The following is a 21,694-nucleotide window of genomic DNA, read 5'->3' as shown; positions in this document are numbered from 1 at the left end:
GCGCCCGTGCTCGTTGGCGCTCCCGGCCTGCCAAGGGGGCGGCAACGGGCCCGCGGCGCGACCCCCGCCGGGAGACGGTCAGCGGCCGGGGCGTTCCGCCCGGGTGTCGTCGCACGTGGTGGGAGTGGCCGTGAGGCCGCGCACCCGGCGCCAGAGTTGCGGGGCGGAGGCGATGAGGAGCGTGAGCGCGACGGCGAGGAGGACGCCCTGCCAGGGCTCGGGGAAGAGGGTCCCGCCGAGGATGCCGATGAGCTGGTAGGCCGCCGCCCAGGCCAGGCAGGCGGGGACGTCGCCGCGGGCGAAGCGGCGGACGGGCATCTCGGCGAGCAGGCAGGCGACCATCACCGGGATACGGCCGGCCGGTATGAGGCGGGACAGCACGAGGACGGTGACGCCGTGGTCGTCGAGCCGGCGTTGCGCGTCGGCCAGGCGCGCGGGGTCGGCGCGCTCCTGCAGCTGCCGCATCCAGCGCGAGCCGTTGCGGGAGCGTACGCCGCGGTGGCCGAGCAGGTAGAGGCCCATGTCGCCGAGGAAGGCGGCGCCGGAGGCGATGACGAAGACCAGCGCCAGGGAGAACGGGGCGGTCTGGTGGAAGGCCACGACGGCGGCGCTGCTGACGAGCGCTCCGGTGGGCACGACCGGCACGAGCGAGCCGAGCACGACCAGCAGGAAGAGCGAGGGGTAGCCGACCACCTGGCCGGTGGACTGGGAGGACGTCTGCTCCGCGAGCAGGGTGAGTCCGCTCACGTGGCGGCCTCCAGCAGGATGCTCTCCCCGTGCTCCAGCCGGTGCACCGCCACCGCCGGTGCGAGCTGCCCGGCGAGGCGCACGAACTCTTCGCCGGGGGAGTGGAATTCGTGCGGGCGGACGGCGTCCATGCCGATCGGCCAGTACGTCCCGTAGTGGATGGGCACGGCGGCGCGCGGGGCGAGCCGTGCCAGGGCCTGGGCGGCGCGCGCCGCGTCGAGGTGGCCGGTGCCGAGGAACGGTCCCCAGCCGCCGACCGGCAGCAGGGCGGCGTCGCAGGGGCCGACCTCGTCCGCCATCGCGTCGAACAGCCCGGTGTCCCCGGCGAAGTACGTCCGTTCCTCGCCCGTCAGCACGTAGCCCAGCGCGGGGGAGCGGCGCGGCCCGTACGGCAGGCGCCGGCCGTCGTGCGCGGCGCTCACCACGCGTACCGTCAGCGCGTCCACCTTCACCTCGTCACCGGGGGCGACCTCGGTCAGCTCCAGTCGCCGGTCCGCGGCGAGCCGCCGCAGCCGGGGCACCGCGGCGGGGGCCCCGCGCGGCACCAGTACCCGGGTGCCCCGGGAGAGCCGGGCCAGCGAGCCGGTGTGCAGGTGGTCGGCGTGCAGGTGGGAGACGACGGCGACGTCCGCCAGCGCCGCTCCCGGCGGCGGGACCGCGCCGCGCCGCCGGCGCAGGTGGGCCAGGCGCGGGGCGAACAGCGGATCGGTGAGCACCCGTACCCCCGAGTCCCGCACGGTCACCGTCGCGTGTCCCCACCAGGTGATCTCGACCGCCACTCGTGCCTCCTCGTCTCGCCCCGAGCCTATGCTCCGGCGCGCCCGCCTGTGCCCCGGGTGCGCCGCGGGGCGCAGGGGGGACTGTGACAGTCTGGGGGTATTCGTGTTCGGGGACGTGGACAGACGTGAGGAGAGGGTGGGCGTGCTGCGTCGGTGGCGGGCCACCGGTGGCGCGATCGTGCGCGTGCTGGTCGTGTGGGCGGTGTCGACGGCGACGATGGCCGCGCTCGCCGGGATCCTGCCCGACTTCCGCATCCAGTCGCCGAGCGGCGACAGCCCCACCCGCATCGCGGTGACGGCGGCGGCCGCCGCCGGTGCCTTCGGCCTGCTGAGCGCGCTGGTCTGGCCGGTGCTCGTCCGGGCCGTGCTGCTGGTGCCCGCGCTGGTGCTGGGCCTGCTGGTGTTCTTCCTCAACGGCTCGCTGCTGCTGCTCGCGCTCCGCTTCACCCCCGACTGGCAGGGCGACATCGCGCCTGCCACGGCCGTGGTGATCGCCGCGGTGATGTCGGCGGCCTCGTCCGCGATGAGCACGACCCTCGCCATGCGCGACGACGCGGCGTACGGCCGCCGTCTGGCGCGCCTGGCCGGCCGGCGCCGGGGCGCGGGTCACGACGCGGAGGGCACGCGGGAGCCGGGCTTCGTCTTCGTCCAGCTGGACGGCGTCGGGCACGACGTGCTGCGCGAGGCCGTGCGCCCGGCGACGCGCAAGGGGCGGCTGCGTGCCCCGGCGATGGAGACGGTCGCCGAGTGGCTCGACGGCAGCCACCGCCTGGTGCCGTGGACCACCGACTGGAGCAGCCAGACCGGCGCCAGCCAGCTGGCCATCCTGCACGGCAGCAACGAGGACGTGCCGGCCTTCCGCTGGTACGAGAAGGAGACCGGGCAGGTCATGGTCTGCAACCGGCCCTCCTGCGCCGCCGAGCTGGAGCGCCGCGCGGTCGCCCGCACCGGGCGGGCGGGTCTGCTGGCGCCGGACGGCGCGAGCCGCGGCAACCTGTTCAGCGGCGGCGCGGAGCAGCTGGCGCTGGTGATGTCGGTGTCGACGCGCCGCCGGCGCTTCTCGGCCGACCGGCTCGCCATGGCCCGGCTGCGGTCCCGGGCGCTCGGCGCCCCGGAGGGCGGGGATCCGGCCGCCGTCCTCGCCCGGGCCGGCGCCACCCGCTCCCGGACCGGCTACTTCGCGTACTTCTCCGACCCGGCCAACGCGGTGCGCACCGCCGCGTCCTTTCTCGCGGAGGTGGGCCGCGAGATCACCGAGTCCATCGCCGCGCGGCTGCGGCACGAGCGTCCCCGGGTGCGGCGCGGCGGGCTCTACCCCTTCCTGCGGGCCTTCGCCACCGTCGTCGAGCGCGACGTGGCGGTGGCGGCCGTCGTCGGCGACATGCTCGCCGGGCGCGGGGCCGTCTACGCCGACCTGGTCGCCTACGACGAGGTCGCGCACCACTCGGGGCCGCGCAGCCCGGACGCCATGCGGGTGCTGCGCCGTCTGGACCGCGCCATCCGGCTGATCGCCGACGCCTCCCGGTACGCGCCGCGCCCCTACCGGATCGTGCTGCTCTCCGACCACGGTCAGAGCCACGGCGAGACCTTCGAGGCCGCATACGGGCTGACCCTGAGGGACCTGGTCCGGGCGGGGTGCGGGCTGCCGGTGCGGCGCCGCGCCCGTGGCACGGCCAGTGGCGCCGAGGCGCGCGCGGCGGCCCGTGCGGCGCTGCACCGCCCGGAGCACGGACGCCACGCGGGCGAGGAGCAGGAGATGGCCGGGCCGTCCTCGGACCCCGTGGTGCTGGCCTCGGGGAACCTGGCGCTGATCTCCTTCCCCGGCCTTCCGGGGCGGGCGGACCGGCAGAGCATCGAGGCCCGCCACCCGGCCCTGCTGCGCACGCTGACCGAGCACCCGGGGATCGGCTTCGTGCTGGTCCTGGACCGGGAGCGCGGTCCGCTCGTGCTGGGCGGGGACGGTGGTGAGCACGAGCTGGGGACGGGCCGGATCACCGGCCGCGACCCGCTGGCGCCGTTCGGGCCGGGCGCGGCGGCCGCGGTGCTGCGCACTGCCCGCTTCCCGCACGCCGCCGACATCATGGTCAACTCCGCGTACGACCCGGTCACCCGGGCCGTGCACGCCTTCGAGGAGCAGGTGGGATCGCACGGCGGCCTGGGCGGCGACCAGAGCCGCGCCTTCCTGCTGCACCCGTTCGACCTGGACGGTCCGGACCCGCAGGACCGGCTGGTGGGCGCCGCGGCCGTGCACGAACTGCTGGGCGGCTGGCTCGGCCGCAAGCCCGTGGCACCGGCGCCCCCGGTCGAGGAGGGCAAGGACGAGCAGCCGGTCGCCGGCTGACGGGTGCCGCGCACGGCACTGGAACCCACGCCCGCCGAGGACGCGCCGGCGAGGGCTCGCCACGTACGGGTGAGGTGCGCGCGGGCGGGGTCCGCGGCGGGTGCTTCGTCGCCGGCTGCCGGTGGGCGGCACCGGCTCACGGGCTGATCGCGAGCACCACGTACGCCGCCAGCAGCGCCAGGTGCACCCCGCCCTGCAGTGGTGTGGCGCGTCCCGGGATCACCGTGAGGGTGCCCACGGCGATGGTGATCGCCAGCAGCACCATGTGCGTGGCGCCGAGCCCCAGCAGCAGCGGACCGGACATCCAGAGCGAGGCCACCGCCACCGCCGGGATGGTCAGCCCGATGCTCGCCATCGCCGAGCCGAGCGCCAGGTTGAGGCTGGTCTGCACACGGTCGCGGGTGGCCGCGCGCACCGCGGCGATGGTCTCGGGCAGCAGCACCAGCAGAGCGATGACGACACCGACGAAGGAGGACGGCAGCCCGGCGTACTGCACGCCCTGCTCGATCGTCGGCGACTCCACCTTGGCCAGCCCCACGACCGCGATCAGGGCCACCACCAGCAGTGCCAGGCTGAACATCGCGGCGCGGGAGGTCGGCGGGACGGTGTCGTCCTCCGAGACGTCGATCACCTCGCCGCCCGGCTTCACCGGCAGGAAGTACGCGCGGTGCCGCACCGTCTGCGTCGCCACGAACAGGGCGTAGAGCACCAGCGACGCGAGCGCGGCGAAGGTGAGCTGGGCGGTGGAGAAGCGCGGGCCCGGGGTGCTGGTGGTGAACGTCGGCAGCACCAGGCTGAGAGTGGCCAGGGTCGCGACCGTCGCAAGGGAGGCGCCCGTCCCTTCCGGGTTGAAGACCGCCACCCGCCGGCGCACGGCCCCCACCAGCAGGGAGAGCCCCATGATGCCGTTGCAGGTGATCATGACCGCGGCGAAGACGGTGTCGCGGGCCAGGCCCGCGCTCTTCGGGCCGCCGTCCGCCGTCAGGGTGAGGATCAGGGCCACCTCGATGACGGTCACCGCCACCGCCAGCACCAGCGCGCCGTAGGGTTCGCCCACCCGGCGCGCCACCACCTCCGCGTGGTGGACGGCGGCGAGCACCGCGACGGCGAGGAAGACCGCGACGATCACGACCACGGCGACCGGCAGCACGCGTCCCCAGGTCAGGGCCAGCAGGACCACGGAGAGCACCGGGACGACGACCGTCCAGTGCAGTGCGGCCACGGGGAAGCGAGCGGTCATGCATCCGAGACTGACAGCTCGTCAGGGTCGGCGCGACGCGGGGAGCCCGGACGTGGCCCCGCTCATCGCCCGGCCGGGGGAAACGCCTGTTCGGCCCGGATGGTCTTGCCCGCGGCGGTCTGCCGGGGGCGGGCGGCGGGCGGCGCCGGCGAGGGCGCAGCGGCGCGCGATGGGGTCGTGCACGGCGACCGGACACGTCGCGCCGAGCTCGCCGCTGGTCCCGGCGGGCGACACCTCCCGGTCCCCACCGTCCACCGGGGTCCAGGTGCGTGACGAGGTCGTCGAGATGCGTCAGCGGCTCGTGCGGCGCCAGGCCGACGTCCGCGAGGGTGCGCACGGCCGTCCGCAGCGGCCGGTGTCGGTGGTGGCGGCGATACTGCCGCCATGCGCGCGAGCCGGCTGGTCTCCCTCCTCCTGCTCCTCCAGACGCGGGGCCGGATGACCGCCTCGGATCTGGCGGAGGAGCTGGAGGTGTCCGTACGCACCATCTACCGCGACGTGCAGTCGCTGCACGAGGCGGGCATCCCGCTGTACGGCGACGCCGGGCACGAGGGCGGCTACCGGCTCCTCGACGGCTACCGGACCCGGCTGACGGGCCTGACCGCCGACGAGACGCAGGCGTGGTTCCTGGCCGCCCTTCCCGACCCGGCCGCGCAGTTGGGGCTCGGGGAGGCCGCGGCGGCGGCCCGGCTGAAGTTCAGCGCCGCGCTGCCGCCGGCGCTGCGGGAACGGGCGGAGCGCGTGCGGGAGCGGTTCCTGCTGGACGCGCCCGGCTGGTACAGCTCCGACGAGCAGGTGCCGCACCTGCCGGTGGTGGCCGACGCCGTGTGGAACCGGCAGGTCGTGCGGGTGCGTTACCGCCGCTGGCGCGAGCCCGCCGAGACCGACCGCAGGCTGGAGCCGTACGGGCTGGTGCTCAAGGCGGGCCGCTGGTACGTGGTCGCCCACGACGGCAGCGAGCCGCGCACCTACCGCGTCGACCAGATGCTGGAGGTGCGCGCCCTCGACGAGACGTTCCCTCCCCCGCCCGGCTTCGACCTCCCCGCGTACTGGCGGGAGTATCTCGCCGGATTCCACGCGCGTCTCCACCGGGACGAGGCCCTGATCCGGCTGTCACCGCGCGGCGCGGAGCGGCTGCCGGCGCTGCTGTCACCGGCCGTCGCCCGGGCGGTGGCCGAAGGCGGCGAGCGGGAGCCGGACGGCTGGGTGCGCGCCCGGGTGCCCATCGAGTCGGTCGCGCACGCGCACGGCGAGTTCCTCAGGCTCGGCGCGGATCTCGAAGTTCTGGCGCCCGGTCCGCTGCGGGAGATGCTCGCGGAGTCGGCGCGGGCGCTGGCCGCCCTCTACGGCCCGCCGCGATCCACACCGCCGCCACCGCGGACGCCACCGCGCTGAGGCCGGCGACCGCCGCGAAGCCGGTCAGGAGTCCGGCGCGGGCACTGACCGCCGAGGTCCCGAGCATCACGGCCACGGTCGCGGCGAGCCCGTACGCGTTCGCCGTCCCGAAGGCCCGCCCGGCGCGGCCCTCGTCGACGGCGGTCATCAGCAGGGTGCGCGAGGCGATGCGCGCCTGCCCGAAGACGAAGGCCCCGGCCGGTACGAGCAGCAGCAGTCCCGTCACCCCGAACCGTGGCTGCAGCGCGAACAGCACGGCGCAGACCACGAAGCCGGTGAGGGCGAGCCGCAGGTCCCCCAGCCGGGCCCCCGTGCGCCGGTACGCGGCCGCCGCCAGCAGGAAACCGGCGCCGCCGAGCGCGTCCACCGCACCGACGACGGCGGCGCCCCGGTGCAGCTCGGCGATGACCAGCACCGGCATCAGGGCGTTGAAGACCGTCACCACCACACTGCCCTGGGCGTACAGCACGATCAGCGGCCCGAGCGGCCGTCGTGACGGGGCCGGCCGCGCCGCGGCCGCCACGGCGGCGGTGTCCGCGGCGACCGGCTGCCCCGGCCCGCGCCCGGTCGCCAGGACGAGGACGGCGGAGGCCACGAAGGTCGCCGCGTTGAACACGAAAAGCGGGGCCGGGCCGGCGTACTGCAACGCGAGGCCGCCCACCGCCGCCGACAGCAGCATGCCGCTCTGCAGTGCCATCTCGTAGTGGGCGTTGAACCGCCGCAGCCGCCCGGCGGGCACCCGCTCCTTGACCAACGCCGCGCTCACCGGCACGAAGAGCGCGGCCGCCACCGCCAGCGCGAAGTTGCTGCCGTAGACGACCGCTCCCCGGGGCCAGCCGAGTGCCGTGCCCAGCGCCGGGACCACGGCCACGGCGGCGCTGAGCAGGTCGCAGCCCGCCCACAGTGCCCGCCGGTCGTAGCGGTCGGCCAGCCGGCCGGCCAACGGCGACAGCACGGCCTGGGGGACGGCGACGGCGATGAAGAGCCACCCCACGTCCAGCACCGAGCCCTGGGCGCGCACCATCAGCAGGGCCGCGGCGATCAGCTGGATGTTGTTGCCCAGAGAGGTGATGAACACGGCGGGCAGGAGGAGGCGTTGCGTGCGTTCGGTGGTGGTCACGGGGACCGATGGTCCGGCTTTCCGCTGACATCTGCTGTCAGGGGGACGCGGCGCGCCGCCCGCGGTTAATCGGTGGACGCGCCGCCGTCGTTCCCGACAGCATTCCGCCGATGACGCGAACAGACACACCCACCGCATGGGACGAGCGCTCCGCGCTGACGACCCTCCTCGACTACGCCCGCGACACCGCACGCGCCAAGTGCGAGGGCGTCACGCCCGAGCGCGCCCGCAGCGCCCCGCTCCCGGGCTCCCCGCTGATGACGCTCAGCGGACTGATCAACCACCTCCGCTGGGTCGAGTACTACTGGTTCGAGGTGGTGTTCCTCGGCGGCGAGGACGAGGGCCCCTGGACGGAGGAGGACCCCGACCGCGAGATGCGGATCGCCGTGGACGTCCCCCTCGCCGATCTGCTGGCCGACTACGAGGCGCAGACCGCCCGCTACCGCGAACTGGTCGCCGCGCACGAACTGGACGCGGTCGCCGAGCGCCCCATCCGCGACGGCCGGCACCCCAACCTGCGGTGGATCCTGCTGCACCTTGTCGAGGAGACCTCCCGCCACAACGGCCACCTCGACCTCCTGCGGGAACTGGCCGACGGCACCACCGGCGTCTAGCGGTGTCAGTCGTCCGCGATACGGTCCACGGCGGACACACGAGATCGACCACGAACGACCAAGGGGCAGGCGGCATGAGCGAGATCGAGAACATGAGGGACAAGCGGCGGATACGCGTGGCCGCCACGGTGGGGGCCGCAGCCGTCGCGCTGACCGCGACGGCGGGCTGCAGCGCCGCGCGCGACACGGCGGACGCGGTGGGCAAGGCGGACTCGATCGCCCGGATACTGGCCCGCGTCACCAGCCAGACGGAGAAGATCGGCTCGGCCAAGGTCGATATGTCGACCGATCTGGGCCAGGGCAGCCCCGTCACGATGAAGGGCACCTACTCCTGGGGCAAGGGCGCTGCGTACGACGTCATGATGGACACCGCGGCGGCGCGGATGCAGCAGCTTCAGGACGACCCCGAGCTGCGCGCGCTGCTGGTGGACGGCGCCTACTACTACAACGTCGACCCGCAGCCCGCCGGCCCGCTGAAGGGCAAGCACTGGCTGCGCGTCGACGTCTCCGCGGTCCTGGGCAAGGCGGGTGCCGCCGCCGTGGAGAAGGGTGCCGACCCGACCGCCGGGCTGCGCTACATCGGACTGACCAAGGACGTCGAGGACCTCGGGGAGCAGTCGATCCGCGGCCGCGAGGCCCACCACTACCGGGCGACGCTCGACAAGAGCCGGCTCGGCGGTATGGGGAAGGCGCTCTCGCCGTCCGAGGAGAAGAACATCTTCAACTCCGTCACCGGTCCGGTGGACAAGATCACGATCGAGGTCTGGGTGGACGGCAAGGACCTGCCGGTCCGCATGGTGCAGGTCCTGGGCAAGGCGAAGGTGACCATCGACTTCCTCAAGTTCGGCGGCACCCGGGCCGTCACCGCGCCCCCGGCGTCCGACACGGCCGACCTCAGCTCGCAGCTGTCCTCCCAGAAGCAGGGCTGACGAACGGGGCGGGTTCCCGAACCGCCCACCTGCCGCCCCGGGTTGCGCGATGATGCGGGAGGATCCGGGGTGGGCGGGCTACGGCCGCGTGAGCGGCCACGGGAGGCAGGGCATGGACGAGCGGTTCGCGGTGGTGGCGAGTGCGGGATCGTTCCTGGAGGAGGACGGCGACGACGTCCGGCTCCCGCACCGCTGGACGCCCGGCGGCGTCGGGGTGCGCTCGGCGTTCACCGGCGGCCATGTGCTGAACCTCGCGGTGGCGGCCTGCGTGCTCAACGACCTCTACCGCGAGGCCGCGGCCGGCGGGCTGGAGCTGCGGGGTGTCCGGGTGCGCGCGGAGGGCGGCTTCGACACCGCCCGATGGCGGTCGACCGGCATCTCCTACGCCGTCGAGGTCGACAGCGCGGCGCCCCGGGAACGGGTCGCGGCACTGATCGCGGCCGTCGACGAGGTCGCCGAGATCCCCCGCGCCCTGCGCCAGGGCGCCGAGGTCACGCGCTCGGTGGGCTGAGCGCGGCGCCCTTCAGGGCCACCGCGCCGCGGTGAGCTCCGCAAGTCGTGCCGCCGCGGCGTCCCAGGCCCGGTGGTCCGTGTCCGGCTCGTACGTACGCAGCGGCTGGGTGGCCGCGACGAGGGCGCGCAGCGCCGCCAGGCCGTCGGGACCCTCGCCGAACGCGCCGTGGGCGCGGGCCTGGACGAGGATGTTGCCCAGGGCCGTGGCCTCGGTGGGGCCGGCGACGACCGGGAGCCCGGTGGCGTCGGCGGTGAACCGGCACAGCAGTTCGTTGCGGGAGCCGCCGCCGACCATGTGGACGCGATGGATGTCGCGCCCGGCGAGTCCGGCCGCCTCGCGGAGGGTGCGGCGGTGGGCCAGGGCGAGGCTCTCCAGGATGCTGCGGACGACCGCCCCGTGCGACGCGGGGGCCTTCTGGCCGGTCCGGGCGCAGAAGGCGCGGATCCGGGCGGGCATGTCGCCGGGTGCCAGGAACACGGGGTCGTCCGGGTCGATGAGGGCCGCGAAGGGCTCCGCGGCGGCGGCCGCGGCGAGCAGTTCGCGCAGGGGCAGGCCCTCTTGCCGCTGCTCCCAGGTGCGGCGGCACTCCTCCAGCAGCCACATGCCCATGATGTTGCGCAGATAGCGGATGGTGCCGTCGACACCGCGCTCGTTGGTGAAGTTGGCCAGCCGCGAGGCCTCCGTGAGCACCGGGGCGTCGAGCTCCAGTCCCGCCAGCGACCAGGTGCCGCAGGAGATGTAGGCGAAGTGCGGTTCGGTGGCCGGGACCGCGGCCACCGCGGAGGCGGTGTCGTGCGAGGCGACGGTGACGACGGCGGTGTCCGCGGGCAGCCCCGTGTACGCGGCCACGTGGGGCAGGAGTGTGCCGGCGTGGGTGCCCGGTCGGCGCAGCGGCGGCAGCAGGCGCGGGTCGATGCCGAGCCGGCCGGGGCAGCCCTCCGCCCAGTTCGCGGTGCGCGCGTCGAAGAGCCCGGTGGTGGAGGCGTTGGTCTCCTCCGCGCCGATGCTCCCGGTGAGCCAGTGGGTGAGCAGGTCGGGGATCATCAACAGCGTCCGCGCGGCGGCGAACTGCGCGCCGTCACGGGCCGCCGCCAGCTGGAAGACCGTGTTGAAGGGGAGGTGCTGCAGCCCGGTGACCGCGTACAGCTCCTGCGGGCCGATGTCGTCCCTGACCCGGTCGGCGACATGCTCCGTACGGCTGTCGCGGTAGTGGTGAGGGATTCCGAGCAGGGCGCCGTCCGCGTCGAGCAGTCCGTAGTCGACCGCCCAGCTGTCGATGCCGACCGATGTGACGCCCGCCCCGTCCCGCGCCGCCAGCCGCAGGCCGTCCAGGCTCTCCCGGAACAGGGCGAGGACGTCCCAGTGCAGCCCGGTGGGCAGCCGTACGGGGGTGTTGGCGAAGCGGTGCACCTCGTCGAGGACGAGGTGGTCCGGGCCCACCCGGCCGAGGATGACGCGGCCGCTGGTGGCGCCGAGGTCGATGGCGGCGAATGGCACGTGGGCCCCTCGTGTTCTGGTCGTTCTGGTCAGTCTGGTCGTTCTCGCCGTTCGGGCCGTTCGGGCCGTTCCTGCCGGGGCGACGGGTGCGGTCGGCTGTGCGCACCGTGGGGGTCGGTGGGTCCTACCGGTGCGGGGGAGCCGACCGGCTCCCCCGCGCAGTGCGGTCGGCGTCAGCGCAGGAACGCCGCTGCCACGCCGGCGTCGACCGGGACGTGCAGCCCCGTGGTGTGCGTCAGTTCGCCCGCGGTCAGGGCGAAGACCGCGTTCGCGACGTGCTCGGGGAGCACCTCGCGCTTGAGGATCGTGCGCTGGGCGTAGAACTCGCCGAGCTTCTCCTCGGGCACCCCGTACGTCGCGGCGCGCTGGGCGCCCCAGCCGGAGGAGAAGATGCCCGAGCCGCGGACGACCCCGTCGGGGTTGACGCCGTTGACGCGGATGCCGTGCTCGCCGAGTTCGGCCGCCAGCAGCCGGACCTGGTGCGCCTGGTCGGCCTTGGTGGCGGAGTAGGCGATGTTGTTGGGCCCGGCGAAGACCGCGTTCTTGGAGGCGATGTAGACGATGTCGCCGCCGAGCTTCTGCGCGATGAGGACGCGGGCCGCCTCGCGGGAGACGAGGAAGGAGCCGCGGGCCATGATGTCGTGCTGGAGGTCCCAGTCGCGGGCGGTGGTCTCGAGCAGGGGCTTGGAGATGGAGATGCCCGCGTTGTTGACGACCAGGTCCACCCCGCCGAAGGCCAGCAGGGCCTCGTCGAAGGCGGCGCGGATGGCCTCTTCGCTGGTGACGTCCACGGGGACCGCGACCGCGCGGTCCGGGCCGCCCAGCTCCTGCGTGACCGCCCGCGCGTTCTCCGCGTCGAGGTCGGCCACGACCACGCAGGCGCCCTCCGCCACCAGGCGGTGCGCGACGGCCTTGCCGATGCCCGAACCGGCCCCGGTGACCAGGGCGATGCGGGTGGCCAGCGGCTTGGGCCTCGGCATCCGCTGGAGCTTGGCCTCCTCCAGCGACCAGTACTCGATGCGGAACTTCTCCGCCTCGTCGATCGGGGCATAGGCGGAGACGGCCTCGGCGCCGCGCATCACGTTGATCGCGTTGACGTAGAACTCGCCCGCCACGCGGGCGGTCTGCTTGTCCTTGCCGTAGCTGAACATGCCGATGCCCGGGACGAGGACGATCGCCGGGTCCGCGCCGCGGATGGCGGGGGAGTCCGCGGTCGCGTGCCGGTCGTAGTAGGCCTGGTAGTCGGCGCGGTAGGCGGTGTGCAGCTCCTCCAGGCGGGCCACGGCCTCCTCGAGCGGCGCCGTGGGGGGCAGGTCGAGCACGAGCGGGCGGACCTTGGTGCGCAGGAAGTGGTCCGGGCAGGAGGTGCCGAGCGCGGCCAGCCGGGGGTGCTCGGCGTGCGCGAGGAAGTCCAGGACGGGCGCGGAGTCGGTGAAGTGGCCGACCTGGGGGCGGTCCTGGGAGGCGATCGCCCGCAGGACCGGGGCGAGGGCGGCGGCCCGGGCCCGGCGCTCGGCCTCCGGCAGCGGCTCGTAGCCGGCCAGCGGGGCGCCGAAGGGGTCCGGCCTGCCGTGGCGCTCCAGGAACTCCTCGGCGGTGCGGATGATCCACAGGGCGTTGCGCTCGCACTCCTCGGAGGTGTCGCCCCAGGCGGTGATGCCGTGACCGCCGAGGATCACGCCGACCGCTTGCGGGTTGGCCTCCTTGATGCCGGCGATGTCCAGGCCGAGCTGGAAGCCGGGCCGGCGCCACGGCACCCAGGCGACCTTGTCGCCGAAGCACTCCTGGGTGAGCTTCTCGCCGTCGGCGGCGCAGGCCAGCGCGATGCCCGAGTCGGGGTGCAGGTGGTCGACGTGCGCGGCGTCGACGAGGCCGTGCATGGCCGTGTCGATGGACGGCGCGGCGCCGCCCTTGCCGTGCAGGCAGTAGTCGAAGGCCGCGACCATCTCGTCCTCGCGCTCGGGGCCCGGGTAGACGGCGGTCAGCGCGCGCAGCCGGTCCAGGCGCAGGACGGCGAGGCCGGCCTCGGTGAGCGTGCCCAGGTCGCCGCCGGAGCCCTTGACCCACATCAGGTCCACGGCGCCGCCGGTGACGGGATCGGCGGCGGCGGCCTTGGCGGAGGCGTTGCCGCCGGCGTAGTTGGTGTTGCGCGGGTCGGCGCCCAGGCGGTGGGCGCGCTCCAGCAGCGCGGCGACTTCCGGATGGGTGGCGGGTGCCATGGGATGTCCTTCGGGAAGGGAGGATCGAGGAGGGACGGGGGGACCGGCGCCGGGCCGGGTCGTCACACGGGCGCCGGTGGGCGGCTATGTGACGACAGGCCTACGCACCCCAGCCGGCCTGGGTGCCGCCGACGCGGTCGGCGACGATGTGCTCCTGCCAGCCGGAGGCGTGGTAAGCGGCGACGGGGTCGGGGGCCAGGCCCCGCTCCTCGCGCACCTCTCGCAGCAGCGGGCGCACGTCGGTGTTGTACGCGTCCATCACGACGGCGTTGGCGGCGAGCACGTCACCGGAGCGCTGCGCCGCGCCCAGGGCGTCGAGGTCCACCAGCAGGGCCTTGGCGGTGGCCTCCTGGACGTTCATCACCGAACGGATGACCGCGGGGATCTTGGCCTCGATGTTGTGGCACTGGTCGAGCATGAAGGCCACGTTGGTCTCGGCCTCGAACCCGCCGTTCTTGGCGACCTCGTGCAGGATCCGGAAGAGCTGGAAGGGGTCGGCGGCGCCGACCATCAGGTCGTCGTCGGCGTAGAAGCGGGAGTTGAAGTCGAATCCGCCGAGCTTGCCCTGGCTGAGCAGGAAGGCGACGATGAACTCGATGTTGGTGCCCGGCGCGTGGTGGCCGGTGTCGACGACGACCTGCGCCTTGGGGCCGAGCTTCAGGCAGTGCGCGTAGGCGGTGCCCCAGTCCGGGACGTCGGTGGTGTAGAACGCCGGCTCGAAGAGCTTGTACTCCAGCAGCATCCGCTGGTCGTCGCCGAGCCGCTCGTAGACCTCGGACAGGGCCCCGGCCAGGCGCTCCTGGCGGCCCACGATGTCGTCCTGGCCGGGGTAGTTGGTGCCGTCGGAGAACCAGAGCTTGAGGTCGCTGGAACCGGTGGCGTCCATGATGTCGACGCACTCCAGCAGGTGGTCCGTGGCCTTGCGGCGGACCCGGGGGTCGGGGTGGCACACGCTGCCGAGCTTGTAGTCGTCGTCCTGGAAGACGTTGGAGTTGATCGCGCCCAACTCCAGGCCGCGGTCCTTGGCGTGGGCGCCGAGCGAGGTGTAGTCGTCCACCCGGTCCCAGGGGATGTGGAGGGCCACCTTCGGGGCGACGCCGGTGAACTCGTGCACCTTGGCCGCGTCGTCGAGCTTCTCGTACGGGTCACGGGGCACCCCGGCCTGGGCGAAGACCTTGAAACGGGTGCCGGAATTGCCGTAACCCCAGGACGGCGTCTCGATCCGCTGGGCTGTGAGTGCGGCCTTCACGGCTGCGAAGTCAGGCATGTCCACCTCGGATGGCTCAGTGAATCGGCTCAGTGAATCGATTCATTCGGGTGTGAAGCTATCCACGTCCACGGGTGGCCGTCAAGGGGTCCGTCGGCCTGGATCCCCGTTATTGAATCGTGTCATCCGTGCCCGGAAAGCGCGTTGTTGCTGTTCGTACGGCGTTGTCGGGCCTGTTACCTGCGGGTTTCTCGAGGGTGCAGGTCAGGAGGGGGAGGTGGCAGCTCTTGACGCCTCCGCAGGGCGGGGCTAGCTTCCCCGCAACCCCGTTGAAACATTTCATAGCAGGAGGGCGCAATGACGCACCCCGAACCGGAGACCACTCCGGTGCTCGCGCTCGAGGGGGTGAGCAAGTCCTTTGGTGCCGTTCGCGCTCTGCGCGATGTCTCGCTCCGGCTCCACGCCGGCGAGGCCCATGCCCTGGCGGGTGAGAACGGCGCCGGCAAGTCGACGCTGATCAAGACCCTCGCGGGTGTGCACCGCCCGGACACCGGAACCGTGCTGCTCGACGGCCGGCCCGTGGAATTCCACGGCCCGGGGGACGCCCGTGACGCGGGGGTCGCCGTCATCTACCAGGAGCCCACGCTCTTCCCCGACTTGTCGGTGGCCGAGAACATCTTCGTCGGCCGTCAGCCCCGCCGTTCGCTCGGCAGGGTCGACCACAAGGCCGTGCGCGAAGCCGCGTCCGCACTCTTCCGCCGCCTCGGCGTGGACCTCGACCCCGAGCAGCCGGCCCGCGGACTGTCCATCGCCGACCAGCAGTTGGTGGAAATCGCCAAGGCGCTCTCCTTCGACGCCCGCGTCCTGATCATGGACGAGCCGACCGCCGCGCTCACCGGCAGCGAGGTCGCCCGGCTCTTCGGCGTCGTCAAGTCCCTGCGCGAGCAGGGCGCGGCGGTGCTCTTCATCTCCCACCGTCTCGACGAGATCTTCGCCCTCTGCCAGCGGGTCACCACCCTGCGGGACGGTGCCTGGATCGCCAGCGAGCCCCTCGACTCGCTCACCGAGGACGACCTGGTGCGCCGCATGGTCGGCCGCGACCTGGACGAGCTCTACCCCAAGCAGGAAGCGGAGATCGGCGAGGTGGCGCTGAGCGTGCGCCGGCTGACCCGCGAAGGCGTCTTCACCGACGTCTCCTTCGAGGTGCGCCGCGGCGAGATCGTGGGCCTGGCGGGCCTCGTCGGCGCCGGCCGCAGCGAGGTCGCCCGGGCGATCTTCGGCGTGGACCGACGGGACGCCGGCGAGGTCGTCGTCGACGGCAAGCCGCTGCGCGGCGCCGCGCCGAGCCTCGCCATGGCCGCCGGGATCGCTCTGGTCCCCGAGGACCGCCGGGCCCAAGGCCTGGTGATGGACATGTCCATCGAGCGCAACATCGGTCTCACCGGCTTCGCCGCCACCACCAAGGGTGGTCTGATGAGCCGTCGCGCCGAGCGCAGCCGCGCGGCGGACTGGGCCGTCCGGCTCCAGGTGAAGTACGCACGGCTGGCCGACGTCGTCGGCACGCTGTCCGGTGGCAACCAGCAGAAGGTCGTCCTCGCCAAGTGGCTGGCCACCGCGCCTGGGGTGCTGATCGTCGACGAGCCCACCCGCGGCATCGACGTCGGCACCAAGGCCGAGGTGCACAGGCTGCTCTCCCGGCTCGCGTCCGAGGGCGTGGCCGTACTGATGATCTCCTCCGACCTGCCGGAGATCCTCGGCATGGCGGACCGCGTCCTGGTGATGCACGAGGGACGGCTGACGGCCGAGATCCCCCGGTCGGAGGCGACCGAGGAATCCGTGATGGCGGCGGCGACCGGCCGCGTGCGGAGGGCGGCATGACCGTGACCGCCGACACCCCGCAGCAGATCGCCGCGGACGAACCGACCGCGTCCCGCCGCTTCCTGGACCGGGTGCTGAGACTGCGGGCGCTCGCCGTGCTCGCCGTGCTCGTGGTCATGCTGGCCGCGACCCAGATCTACAACAGCGAGTTCCTGTCCCAGCAGGGCATCAAGGACCTCCTGCTGAACGCCACCATCCTCGTGCTGGTCGCCGTCGGCCAGGCCATGGTCGTCATCACCCGCAACGTCGACCTGTCGGTCGGCTCGGTGCTCGGCATCTCGGCCTTCGCCGCCGGCACCTATCTGCACGGCGGCGGCGACCCGCTGGTCGCCGTGCTCATCGCGGTCGCCCTCGGTGTGCTCTTCGGCCTGCTGAACGGCCTGCTGGTGAGCCTGGGTCAGGTCCCGGCGCTCGTGGTGACCCTGGGCACCCTCTACATCATCCGCGGCATCGACTCCATCTGGGTCGGCTCGCGGCAGATCACCGCGAACGACCTGCCGGCCGGCTTCGTCGACTTCGGCCACGACGGAATCTCGGTGATCCCCTACCTCGCGCTGCTGACGCTCCTGGTACTGGTCGCGGCCGGCTACTACCTGCGCAGCTACCGCGGCGGCCGCGATCTGTACGCGCTGGGCTCCAGCCCCGAGGCCGCCCGGCTGGCCGGCGTCCCGGTCCGCAAGCGGATCCTCACCGCGTACGTGGTGTGCGGGGCGCTCGCCGGACTGGCCGGCGCGCTCTACCTCGCCCGCTTCGGCAACGTCGACTCCGGCACCGGCAACGGCTACGAACTGACCGTCGTCAGCGCCGTGGTGGTCGGCGGCGTCGCCTTCACCGGCGGCTCCGGCACCGTGTACGGCGCCGCGCTCGGCGCCCTGCTGCTCACCTCGATCAACAGCGTCCTGCCCTCCATCGGCGTCAGTTCCGTGTGGGTGCTGGCCATCGACGGCGTCCTGCTCCTGCTGGCCATCGCCGTCGACCGGATCGTGGCGCTGCGTGTGGCCGGCGTCCTTCGCAAGCGGGCCGCACAGATGAGGAGTGCCCACCATGCCTGAGACCACCAAGGCCCCCGCCCCGCTCGCCCGCCTCGGCGGCGCGGTGCGCTGGGACACCGCGGTCGGCGCCCTGCTCGTCGTCCTGCTGATCTGCTCCTTCTCCTTCGTGGACAACTTCGGCAACGCCCTGAACGTGTCCTTCCTGATCGGCAACACCCTGCCGATCGCGCTCATCGCGCTGCCGATGACCATGCTCGTGGTCTCGGGCGAGATCGACCTGTCCGTCGGCTCCACCGCCGGCCTGTCCGGCGCCGTGATGGGCGCGCTGTGGAACGGCGGCATGGCGATCGAGACGATCATCCCGCTCTGCCTGCTCCTCGGCGCCGTGTGCGGCCTGGTCAACGGCCTGCTCGTGACCCGGCTCGGCCTGCCCTCGCTGGCCGTCACCATCGGCACGCTGGCCGCCTACCGCGGCATCGCGCAGATCGTGCTCGGCGCCGACTCCGTCACCGATTTCCCCCAGCAGTACCTCGACTTCGGCGCCGGCCGGATCGACGGCACCTTCATCCCGTACGCGGCGATCCCCTTCGCCGTGCTGCTGCTGATCGCCGTCCTGGTACTGCACGCGACCCCCGTGGGACGCTCCCTGTTCGCCGTCGGCACCTCGGAGGAGGCGGCCCGGTTCGCGGGAGTGCGCGTGCGGCGGCTGAAGCTGGCGATGTTCGTGACGACCGGCCTGGTCTCCTCCCTCACCGGGGTCTTCTGGGCCCTGCACTACGCCAGCGCCCGCTACGACAACGCCACCGGCCTGGAGTTGTCCGTCATCGCCGGCGTCCTGCTCGGCGGCATCGACTTCGACGGCGGCAAGGGCACCCTGGGCGGCGCGATCGCCGGTGTGTTCCTGCTCGGCGCGGGACAGAACGTCATGAGCCTGCTCAACGTCTCGGCGCAGTCCCAGATCGTCGTCACGGGCGTGCTCCTGGTGATCTCCGTCCTCGCCCCGAGGATCGGCCGCCAGGTGGCGCAGGCCAGGGCGCGCAGGAGGCCGGCCGACAAGGCCCCGGCCGCCCTCGCCACCTCGTGAACCCCCACCTCCCCCCCCGCACACGTCACACGGCACCACCACCCCCCGCACCACCACCCCCCCCCGCACCACCACCCCCCGCACCACCACCCCCCGCACCACCACCCGTCCTCACTCCGGCGCCCGCTCCGGCAGCGAAAGGATCACCATGTCCAGAACCCTCACCCGTCGAGCCACCGTCGTCGTCGCAGTGACCGCGGCCGTCGCGCTCGGCGCCACGGCCTGCGGCGGCACCACCAAGAACTCCTCCAAGGACAGCGGCAGCGGCGCCAAGGCCACCGCGTCGGCAGACCCCGACGCGGCGACCAAGAAGGGTCTGACCGTCGCCTTCCTGCCCAAGCAGGTCAACAACCCGTACTTCACCATCGCCGACGGCGGCGGCAAGCAGGCCCTGGACGCGCTGGGCTCCTCCTACAAGGAGGTCGGCACCAGCAGCGGCACCGACACCGCCGGCCAAGTGAGCTACGTCAACACCCTGACCCAGCAGCAGGTCGACGCGATCGCCGTCTCCGCGCAGGACCCGGGCGCGCTGTGCACCTCGCTGAACCAGGCCCGCAAGAACGGTATCAAGGTCGTCACCTACGACTCGGACACCAAGCCCGAGTGCCGCGACCTGTTCGTCTCACAGGCCGGCTCCGAGGACCTGGGCCGCACCGAGGTGCAGCTGCTGGCCGAGCAGATCGGCTACAAGGGCGAGATCGCGATCCTCTCGGCGGCCCAGACCGCCACGAACCAGAACACCTGGATCGACTTCATGAAGGACGAGCTCAAGGACCCCAAGTACAAGGACGTCAAGCTGGTCAAGGTCGCCTACGGCAACGACGACGCCCAGCAGTCCTTCCAGCAGACCCAGGGCCTGCTCCAGCAGTACCCCGACCTGAAGGGCATCATCTCCCCGACCACGGTGGGCATCAAGGCGGCCGCCCAGTACCTGGCGGGCTCCAAGTACAAGGGCAAGGTCAAGCTGACCGGCCTCGGCACGCCCAACGACATGCGTGCCTACGTCAAGAACGGCACCGTCGAGGCCTTCGAGCTGTGGGACCCGGCCAAGCTCGGTTCCCTCGCCTCGTACGCCGCGGTCGCCCTGGCCTCCGGCCAGATCTCCGGCGCCGAGGGCCAGACCTTCAAGGCCGGTGACATGGGCAGCTACACCATCGGCAAGGACGGCGTGGTGGTGCTCGGCAAGCCGACCGTGTTCACCAAGGACAACATCGACCAGTTCAAGTTCTGAGAGCCCGGGCGTGGCGGAGAAGGGCCGCACGGTGGGGATCAAGGACGTCGCGCGTGAGGCGGGGGTGTCCGTGGGCACGGTCTCCAATGTGATCAACCGGCCGGAGGCGGTCCCCGAGGCGACCCGGGTCCGCGTACAGCGCGCCATCGCCCGGCTGGGGTACGTACGCAGCGAGTCCGCCCGGCAGTTGCGGGCGGGCCGCAGCAGGATCATGGCCCTGCTCGTGCTCGACATGGGCAACCCGTTCTTCGTCGACGTGGCACGCGGCGCGGAGCGGGCGGCCCGGGAGGCGGGGCTCGGCGTGATGGTCTGCAACAGCGCCGAGAACCCGCGGGAGGAGGCCGCGTACCTGGCGCTCTTCGCGGAGCAGCGGGTGCGCGGGGTGCTGGTGACGCCGGCCGACGCCGACGGCGGCAACCTCGCCGCCTTCCGGCGGCACCGCATCCCCTTCGTCCTCGTCGACCGGGTCGCGGCGGGCACCGCCGAGTGCTCGGTGTCGGTGGACGACGTGGCCGGTGGCCGGACGGCCGTCGGTCACCTGGCGGCCGCCGGGCACCGGAGGATCGCGTTCGTCTCCGGTCCCGGGCATCTGCAGCAGGTCCGGGACCGGCGCGCGGGGGCGCTCGCCGCCCTCGCGGAAGCCGGACTGCCCCCAAAGACCCTGCGCGAACTGCCCACCGAGCGGCTGGACGTCGCCGCCGGACGGGACGCCGGCCACCGGCTGCTCGGCCTCCCGGAGCGGCCGACCGCCGTGTTCTGCGCCAACGACCTGCTCGCCCTCGGGGTGCTGCAGGCGCTGTACGCGGCGGGGGTGGACGTGCCCGGCGAGATGGCCATCGTCGGCTACGACGACATCGAGTTCGCGGCCGCGGCGGCGGTGCCGCTCACCTCGGTGCGGCAGCCCGCCGCGAACATGGGCGCGCTGGCCGCCGGGATGCTGCTGGAGGAGACCGGGCCGCAGGCCCGGGAGCACCGGCACCGGCGGGTCGTGCTCCAGCCGGAACTGGTGGTCCGCGACTCCAGCCTGATCCGTCGCTGACGCCGCCCCGGCCGGGCCCGGCCGGGGTGCCGGGCGCCTCGGGCGTCCGATGACGGCGCGGGTCGACGCGGTCCGGCGGCCGCCTGAGCGCGTTGCGCCGGTGGGGCGCAGCCACCGCGAAAACCGCTGGACACGCTCCAGCGCGCTGCGCGAACATCCGAGCCGTGACAGATGAGCCCGCCCACCGCTCCCCCGCCCCGACCGGCCTGAGGCCGGTGAGATTCGTTGATCTCTCGGGCCCGGCCATGACCGCCTTGCTGGACGACGACCTTGCCCGGGCCAGTGCCGAAGCGGGAGTCGGGCTCACGGACTACTTCCTCACCGATCAGGCGAAGTGGGTCTGGCGGTATCGGGTCGATCAGCTCGCCTCCGACCCGGGTAGCGCGGGGTGGCTCACCCGAGCCGTGGTGGCCGAGCCCGAGGGAGTCGTCGTGGGGTATGCCGGTTTCCATGGCCCGCCCGATGGGACGGGCATGGTGGAGATCGGCTATTCGGTGGCCCCCGGCCACCGTCGTCAGGGGTACGCCAGGACGATGCTGACCGAGTTGATGCGTCGCGCCGCCGCCGAACCCGCGGTCAGGACCGCACGGGTGACGATCAGCCCCGAGAACACCGCGTCCCTGGCCACGATCTCCGGTTTCGGCTTCGTGGAGGTCGGCGAGCAGTGGGACGAGGTGGACGGCCTCGAGCTCATCTTTGAAGTCCCGGTCTGAAAGGGCCGCTGCCGGAAGGCGGCGCCGCGTCCCGACGAGCCGTACCCGCCGGCCCGGTCGACGTTCCCGGTCACGGCATCCGGCGTCGACCTGATCGGTCGCCGGCCCGGTCCGGCCCGGGCACGCGCGGGCCGGGGCCGGTTGGGAGGCCTGCG

At 73.3% G+C, this 21,694-nt stretch carries 17 protein-coding genes and 1 pseudogene; 11 read left to right on the top strand and 7 right to left on the bottom strand.

What is annotated here, in order from left to right; translation table 11 throughout:
• Positions 1-78 precede the first annotated feature (78 nt).
• Positions 79-747, bottom strand: coding sequence for a DedA family protein (locus tag AC3EUJ_RS23275; protein WP_431964348.1), 669 nt, complete (start codon positions 745-747; stop codon positions 79-81).
• Positions 744-1,526 (bottom strand): MBL fold metallo-hydrolase, encoded by a 783-nt coding sequence (locus AC3EUJ_RS23270; RefSeq protein WP_431964346.1) that lies wholly within the window; start codon positions 1,524-1,526, stop codon positions 744-746. Before AC3EUJ_RS23270 ends, AC3EUJ_RS23275 begins: the two co-directional genes overlap by 4 nt.
• 145 nt (positions 1,527-1,671) lie before the next feature.
• On the opposite strand from AC3EUJ_RS23270, the gene AC3EUJ_RS23265 reads away from it, so the two are divergent.
• Positions 1,672-3,867 carry a phage holin family protein gene (locus AC3EUJ_RS23265; RefSeq protein WP_431964426.1) on the top strand — a complete coding sequence of 732 codons (2,196 nt, stop codon included), beginning with the start codon at positions 1,672-1,674 and terminating at the stop codon, positions 3,865-3,867.
• 136 nt (positions 3,868-4,003) lie between these two features.
• Here the strand turns inward: AC3EUJ_RS23265 and AC3EUJ_RS23260 are convergent, their stop codons facing one another.
• Positions 4,004-5,107: a calcium:cation antiporter gene (locus tag AC3EUJ_RS23260; protein ID WP_431964344.1), complete on the bottom strand. Its 1,104-nt coding sequence runs from the start codon at positions 5,105-5,107 to the stop codon at positions 4,004-4,006.
• 384 nt (positions 5,108-5,491) lie between these two features.
• On the opposite strand from AC3EUJ_RS23260, the gene AC3EUJ_RS23255 reads away from it, so the two are divergent.
• Positions 5,492-6,502, top strand: coding sequence for a helix-turn-helix transcriptional regulator (locus tag AC3EUJ_RS23255; RefSeq protein WP_431964342.1), 1,011 nt, complete (start codon positions 5,492-5,494; stop codon positions 6,500-6,502).
• Positions 6,503-6,563: 61 nt separating this feature from the next.
• Here the strand turns inward: AC3EUJ_RS23255 and AC3EUJ_RS23250 are convergent.
• Positions 6,564-7,760 (bottom strand): annotated as a pseudogene (locus AC3EUJ_RS23250) (MFS transporter); the annotation flags it as partial.
• On the opposite strand from AC3EUJ_RS23250, the gene AC3EUJ_RS23245 reads away from it, so the two are divergent.
• From AC3EUJ_RS23245 to AC3EUJ_RS23235, 3 genes are all read left to right on the top strand, one after another.
• Positions 7,733-8,236, top strand: a complete 504-nt coding sequence (locus AC3EUJ_RS23245; RefSeq protein WP_431964340.1) for a DinB family protein — start codon at positions 7,733-7,735, stop codon at positions 8,234-8,236. The pseudogene AC3EUJ_RS23250 and the gene AC3EUJ_RS23245 overlap by 28 nt on opposite strands.
• A gap of 74 nt (positions 8,237-8,310) precedes the next feature.
• Positions 8,311-9,165, top strand: a complete 855-nt coding sequence (locus AC3EUJ_RS23240) for an SCO4651 family lipoprotein (protein WP_431964338.1) — start codon at positions 8,311-8,313, stop codon at positions 9,163-9,165.
• 112 nt (positions 9,166-9,277) lie between these two features.
• A complete protein-coding gene (locus AC3EUJ_RS23235) occupies positions 9,278-9,676 on the top strand; it encodes an OsmC family protein (RefSeq protein ID WP_431964336.1) in 399 nt (132 codons plus the stop codon).
• Positions 9,677-9,688: 12 nt separating this feature from the next.
• Here the strand turns inward: AC3EUJ_RS23235 and AC3EUJ_RS23230 are convergent, their stop codons facing one another.
• The 3 genes from AC3EUJ_RS23230 to rhaI all read right to left on the bottom strand — a co-directional run bounded on the left by AC3EUJ_RS23230 (position 9,689) and on the right by rhaI (position 14,662).
• Complete coding sequence (locus tag AC3EUJ_RS23230) at positions 9,689-11,176, bottom strand: rhamnulokinase (RefSeq protein ID WP_431964334.1); 1,488 nt, start codon at positions 11,174-11,176, stop codon at positions 9,689-9,691.
• 173 nt (positions 11,177-11,349) lie between these two features.
• A complete protein-coding gene (locus AC3EUJ_RS23225; protein ID WP_431964332.1) occupies positions 11,350-13,395 on the bottom strand; it encodes a bifunctional aldolase/short-chain dehydrogenase in 2,046 nt (681 codons plus the stop codon).
• A 100-nt stretch (positions 13,396-13,495) separates the two neighbouring features.
• On the bottom strand, positions 13,496-14,662 hold the full coding sequence (rhaI, locus tag AC3EUJ_RS23220; protein ID WP_431964330.1) for an L-rhamnose isomerase: 1,167 nt from the start codon (positions 14,660-14,662) through the stop codon (positions 13,496-13,498).
• Between the two features lie 297 nt (positions 14,663-14,959).
• Between rhaI and AC3EUJ_RS23215 the strand changes: the two genes are divergently transcribed.
• From AC3EUJ_RS23215 to AC3EUJ_RS23190, 6 genes are all read left to right on the top strand, one after another.
• Entirely contained in the window at positions 14,960-16,480 is a 1,521-nt protein-coding gene (locus AC3EUJ_RS23215; protein ID WP_431964328.1) for a sugar ABC transporter ATP-binding protein, read from the top strand.
• Positions 16,477-17,532 carry an ABC transporter permease gene (locus AC3EUJ_RS23210; RefSeq protein ID WP_431964326.1) on the top strand — a complete coding sequence of 352 codons (1,056 nt, stop codon included), beginning with the start codon at positions 16,477-16,479 and terminating at the stop codon, positions 17,530-17,532. Before AC3EUJ_RS23215 ends, AC3EUJ_RS23210 begins: the two co-directional genes overlap by 4 nt.
• Positions 17,525-18,556 (top strand): ABC transporter permease, encoded by a 1,032-nt coding sequence (locus tag AC3EUJ_RS23205; RefSeq protein WP_431964324.1) that lies wholly within the window; start codon positions 17,525-17,527, stop codon positions 18,554-18,556. Before AC3EUJ_RS23210 ends, AC3EUJ_RS23205 begins: the two co-directional genes overlap by 8 nt.
• A gap of 148 nt (positions 18,557-18,704) precedes the next feature.
• Positions 18,705-19,787, top strand: coding sequence for a rhamnose ABC transporter substrate-binding protein (rhaS, locus tag AC3EUJ_RS23200; protein WP_431964322.1), 1,083 nt, complete (start codon positions 18,705-18,707; stop codon positions 19,785-19,787).
• 10 nt (positions 19,788-19,797) lie between these two features.
• Positions 19,798-20,826 carry a LacI family DNA-binding transcriptional regulator gene (locus AC3EUJ_RS23195; RefSeq protein ID WP_431964320.1) on the top strand — a complete coding sequence of 343 codons (1,029 nt, stop codon included), beginning with the start codon at positions 19,798-19,800 and terminating at the stop codon, positions 20,824-20,826.
• Positions 20,827-20,990: 164 nt separating this feature from the next.
• Positions 20,991-21,539, top strand: coding sequence for a GNAT family N-acetyltransferase (locus tag AC3EUJ_RS23190; RefSeq protein ID WP_431964318.1), 549 nt, complete (start codon positions 20,991-20,993; stop codon positions 21,537-21,539).
• Positions 21,540-21,694: the final 155 nt, after the last annotated feature.

It is taken from the genome of Actinacidiphila sp. bgisy160 (assembly GCF_057707815.1).
Note: the sequence above shows the minus strand (reverse complement) of the source record. Positions and strands in the feature narration are given on the sequence as shown.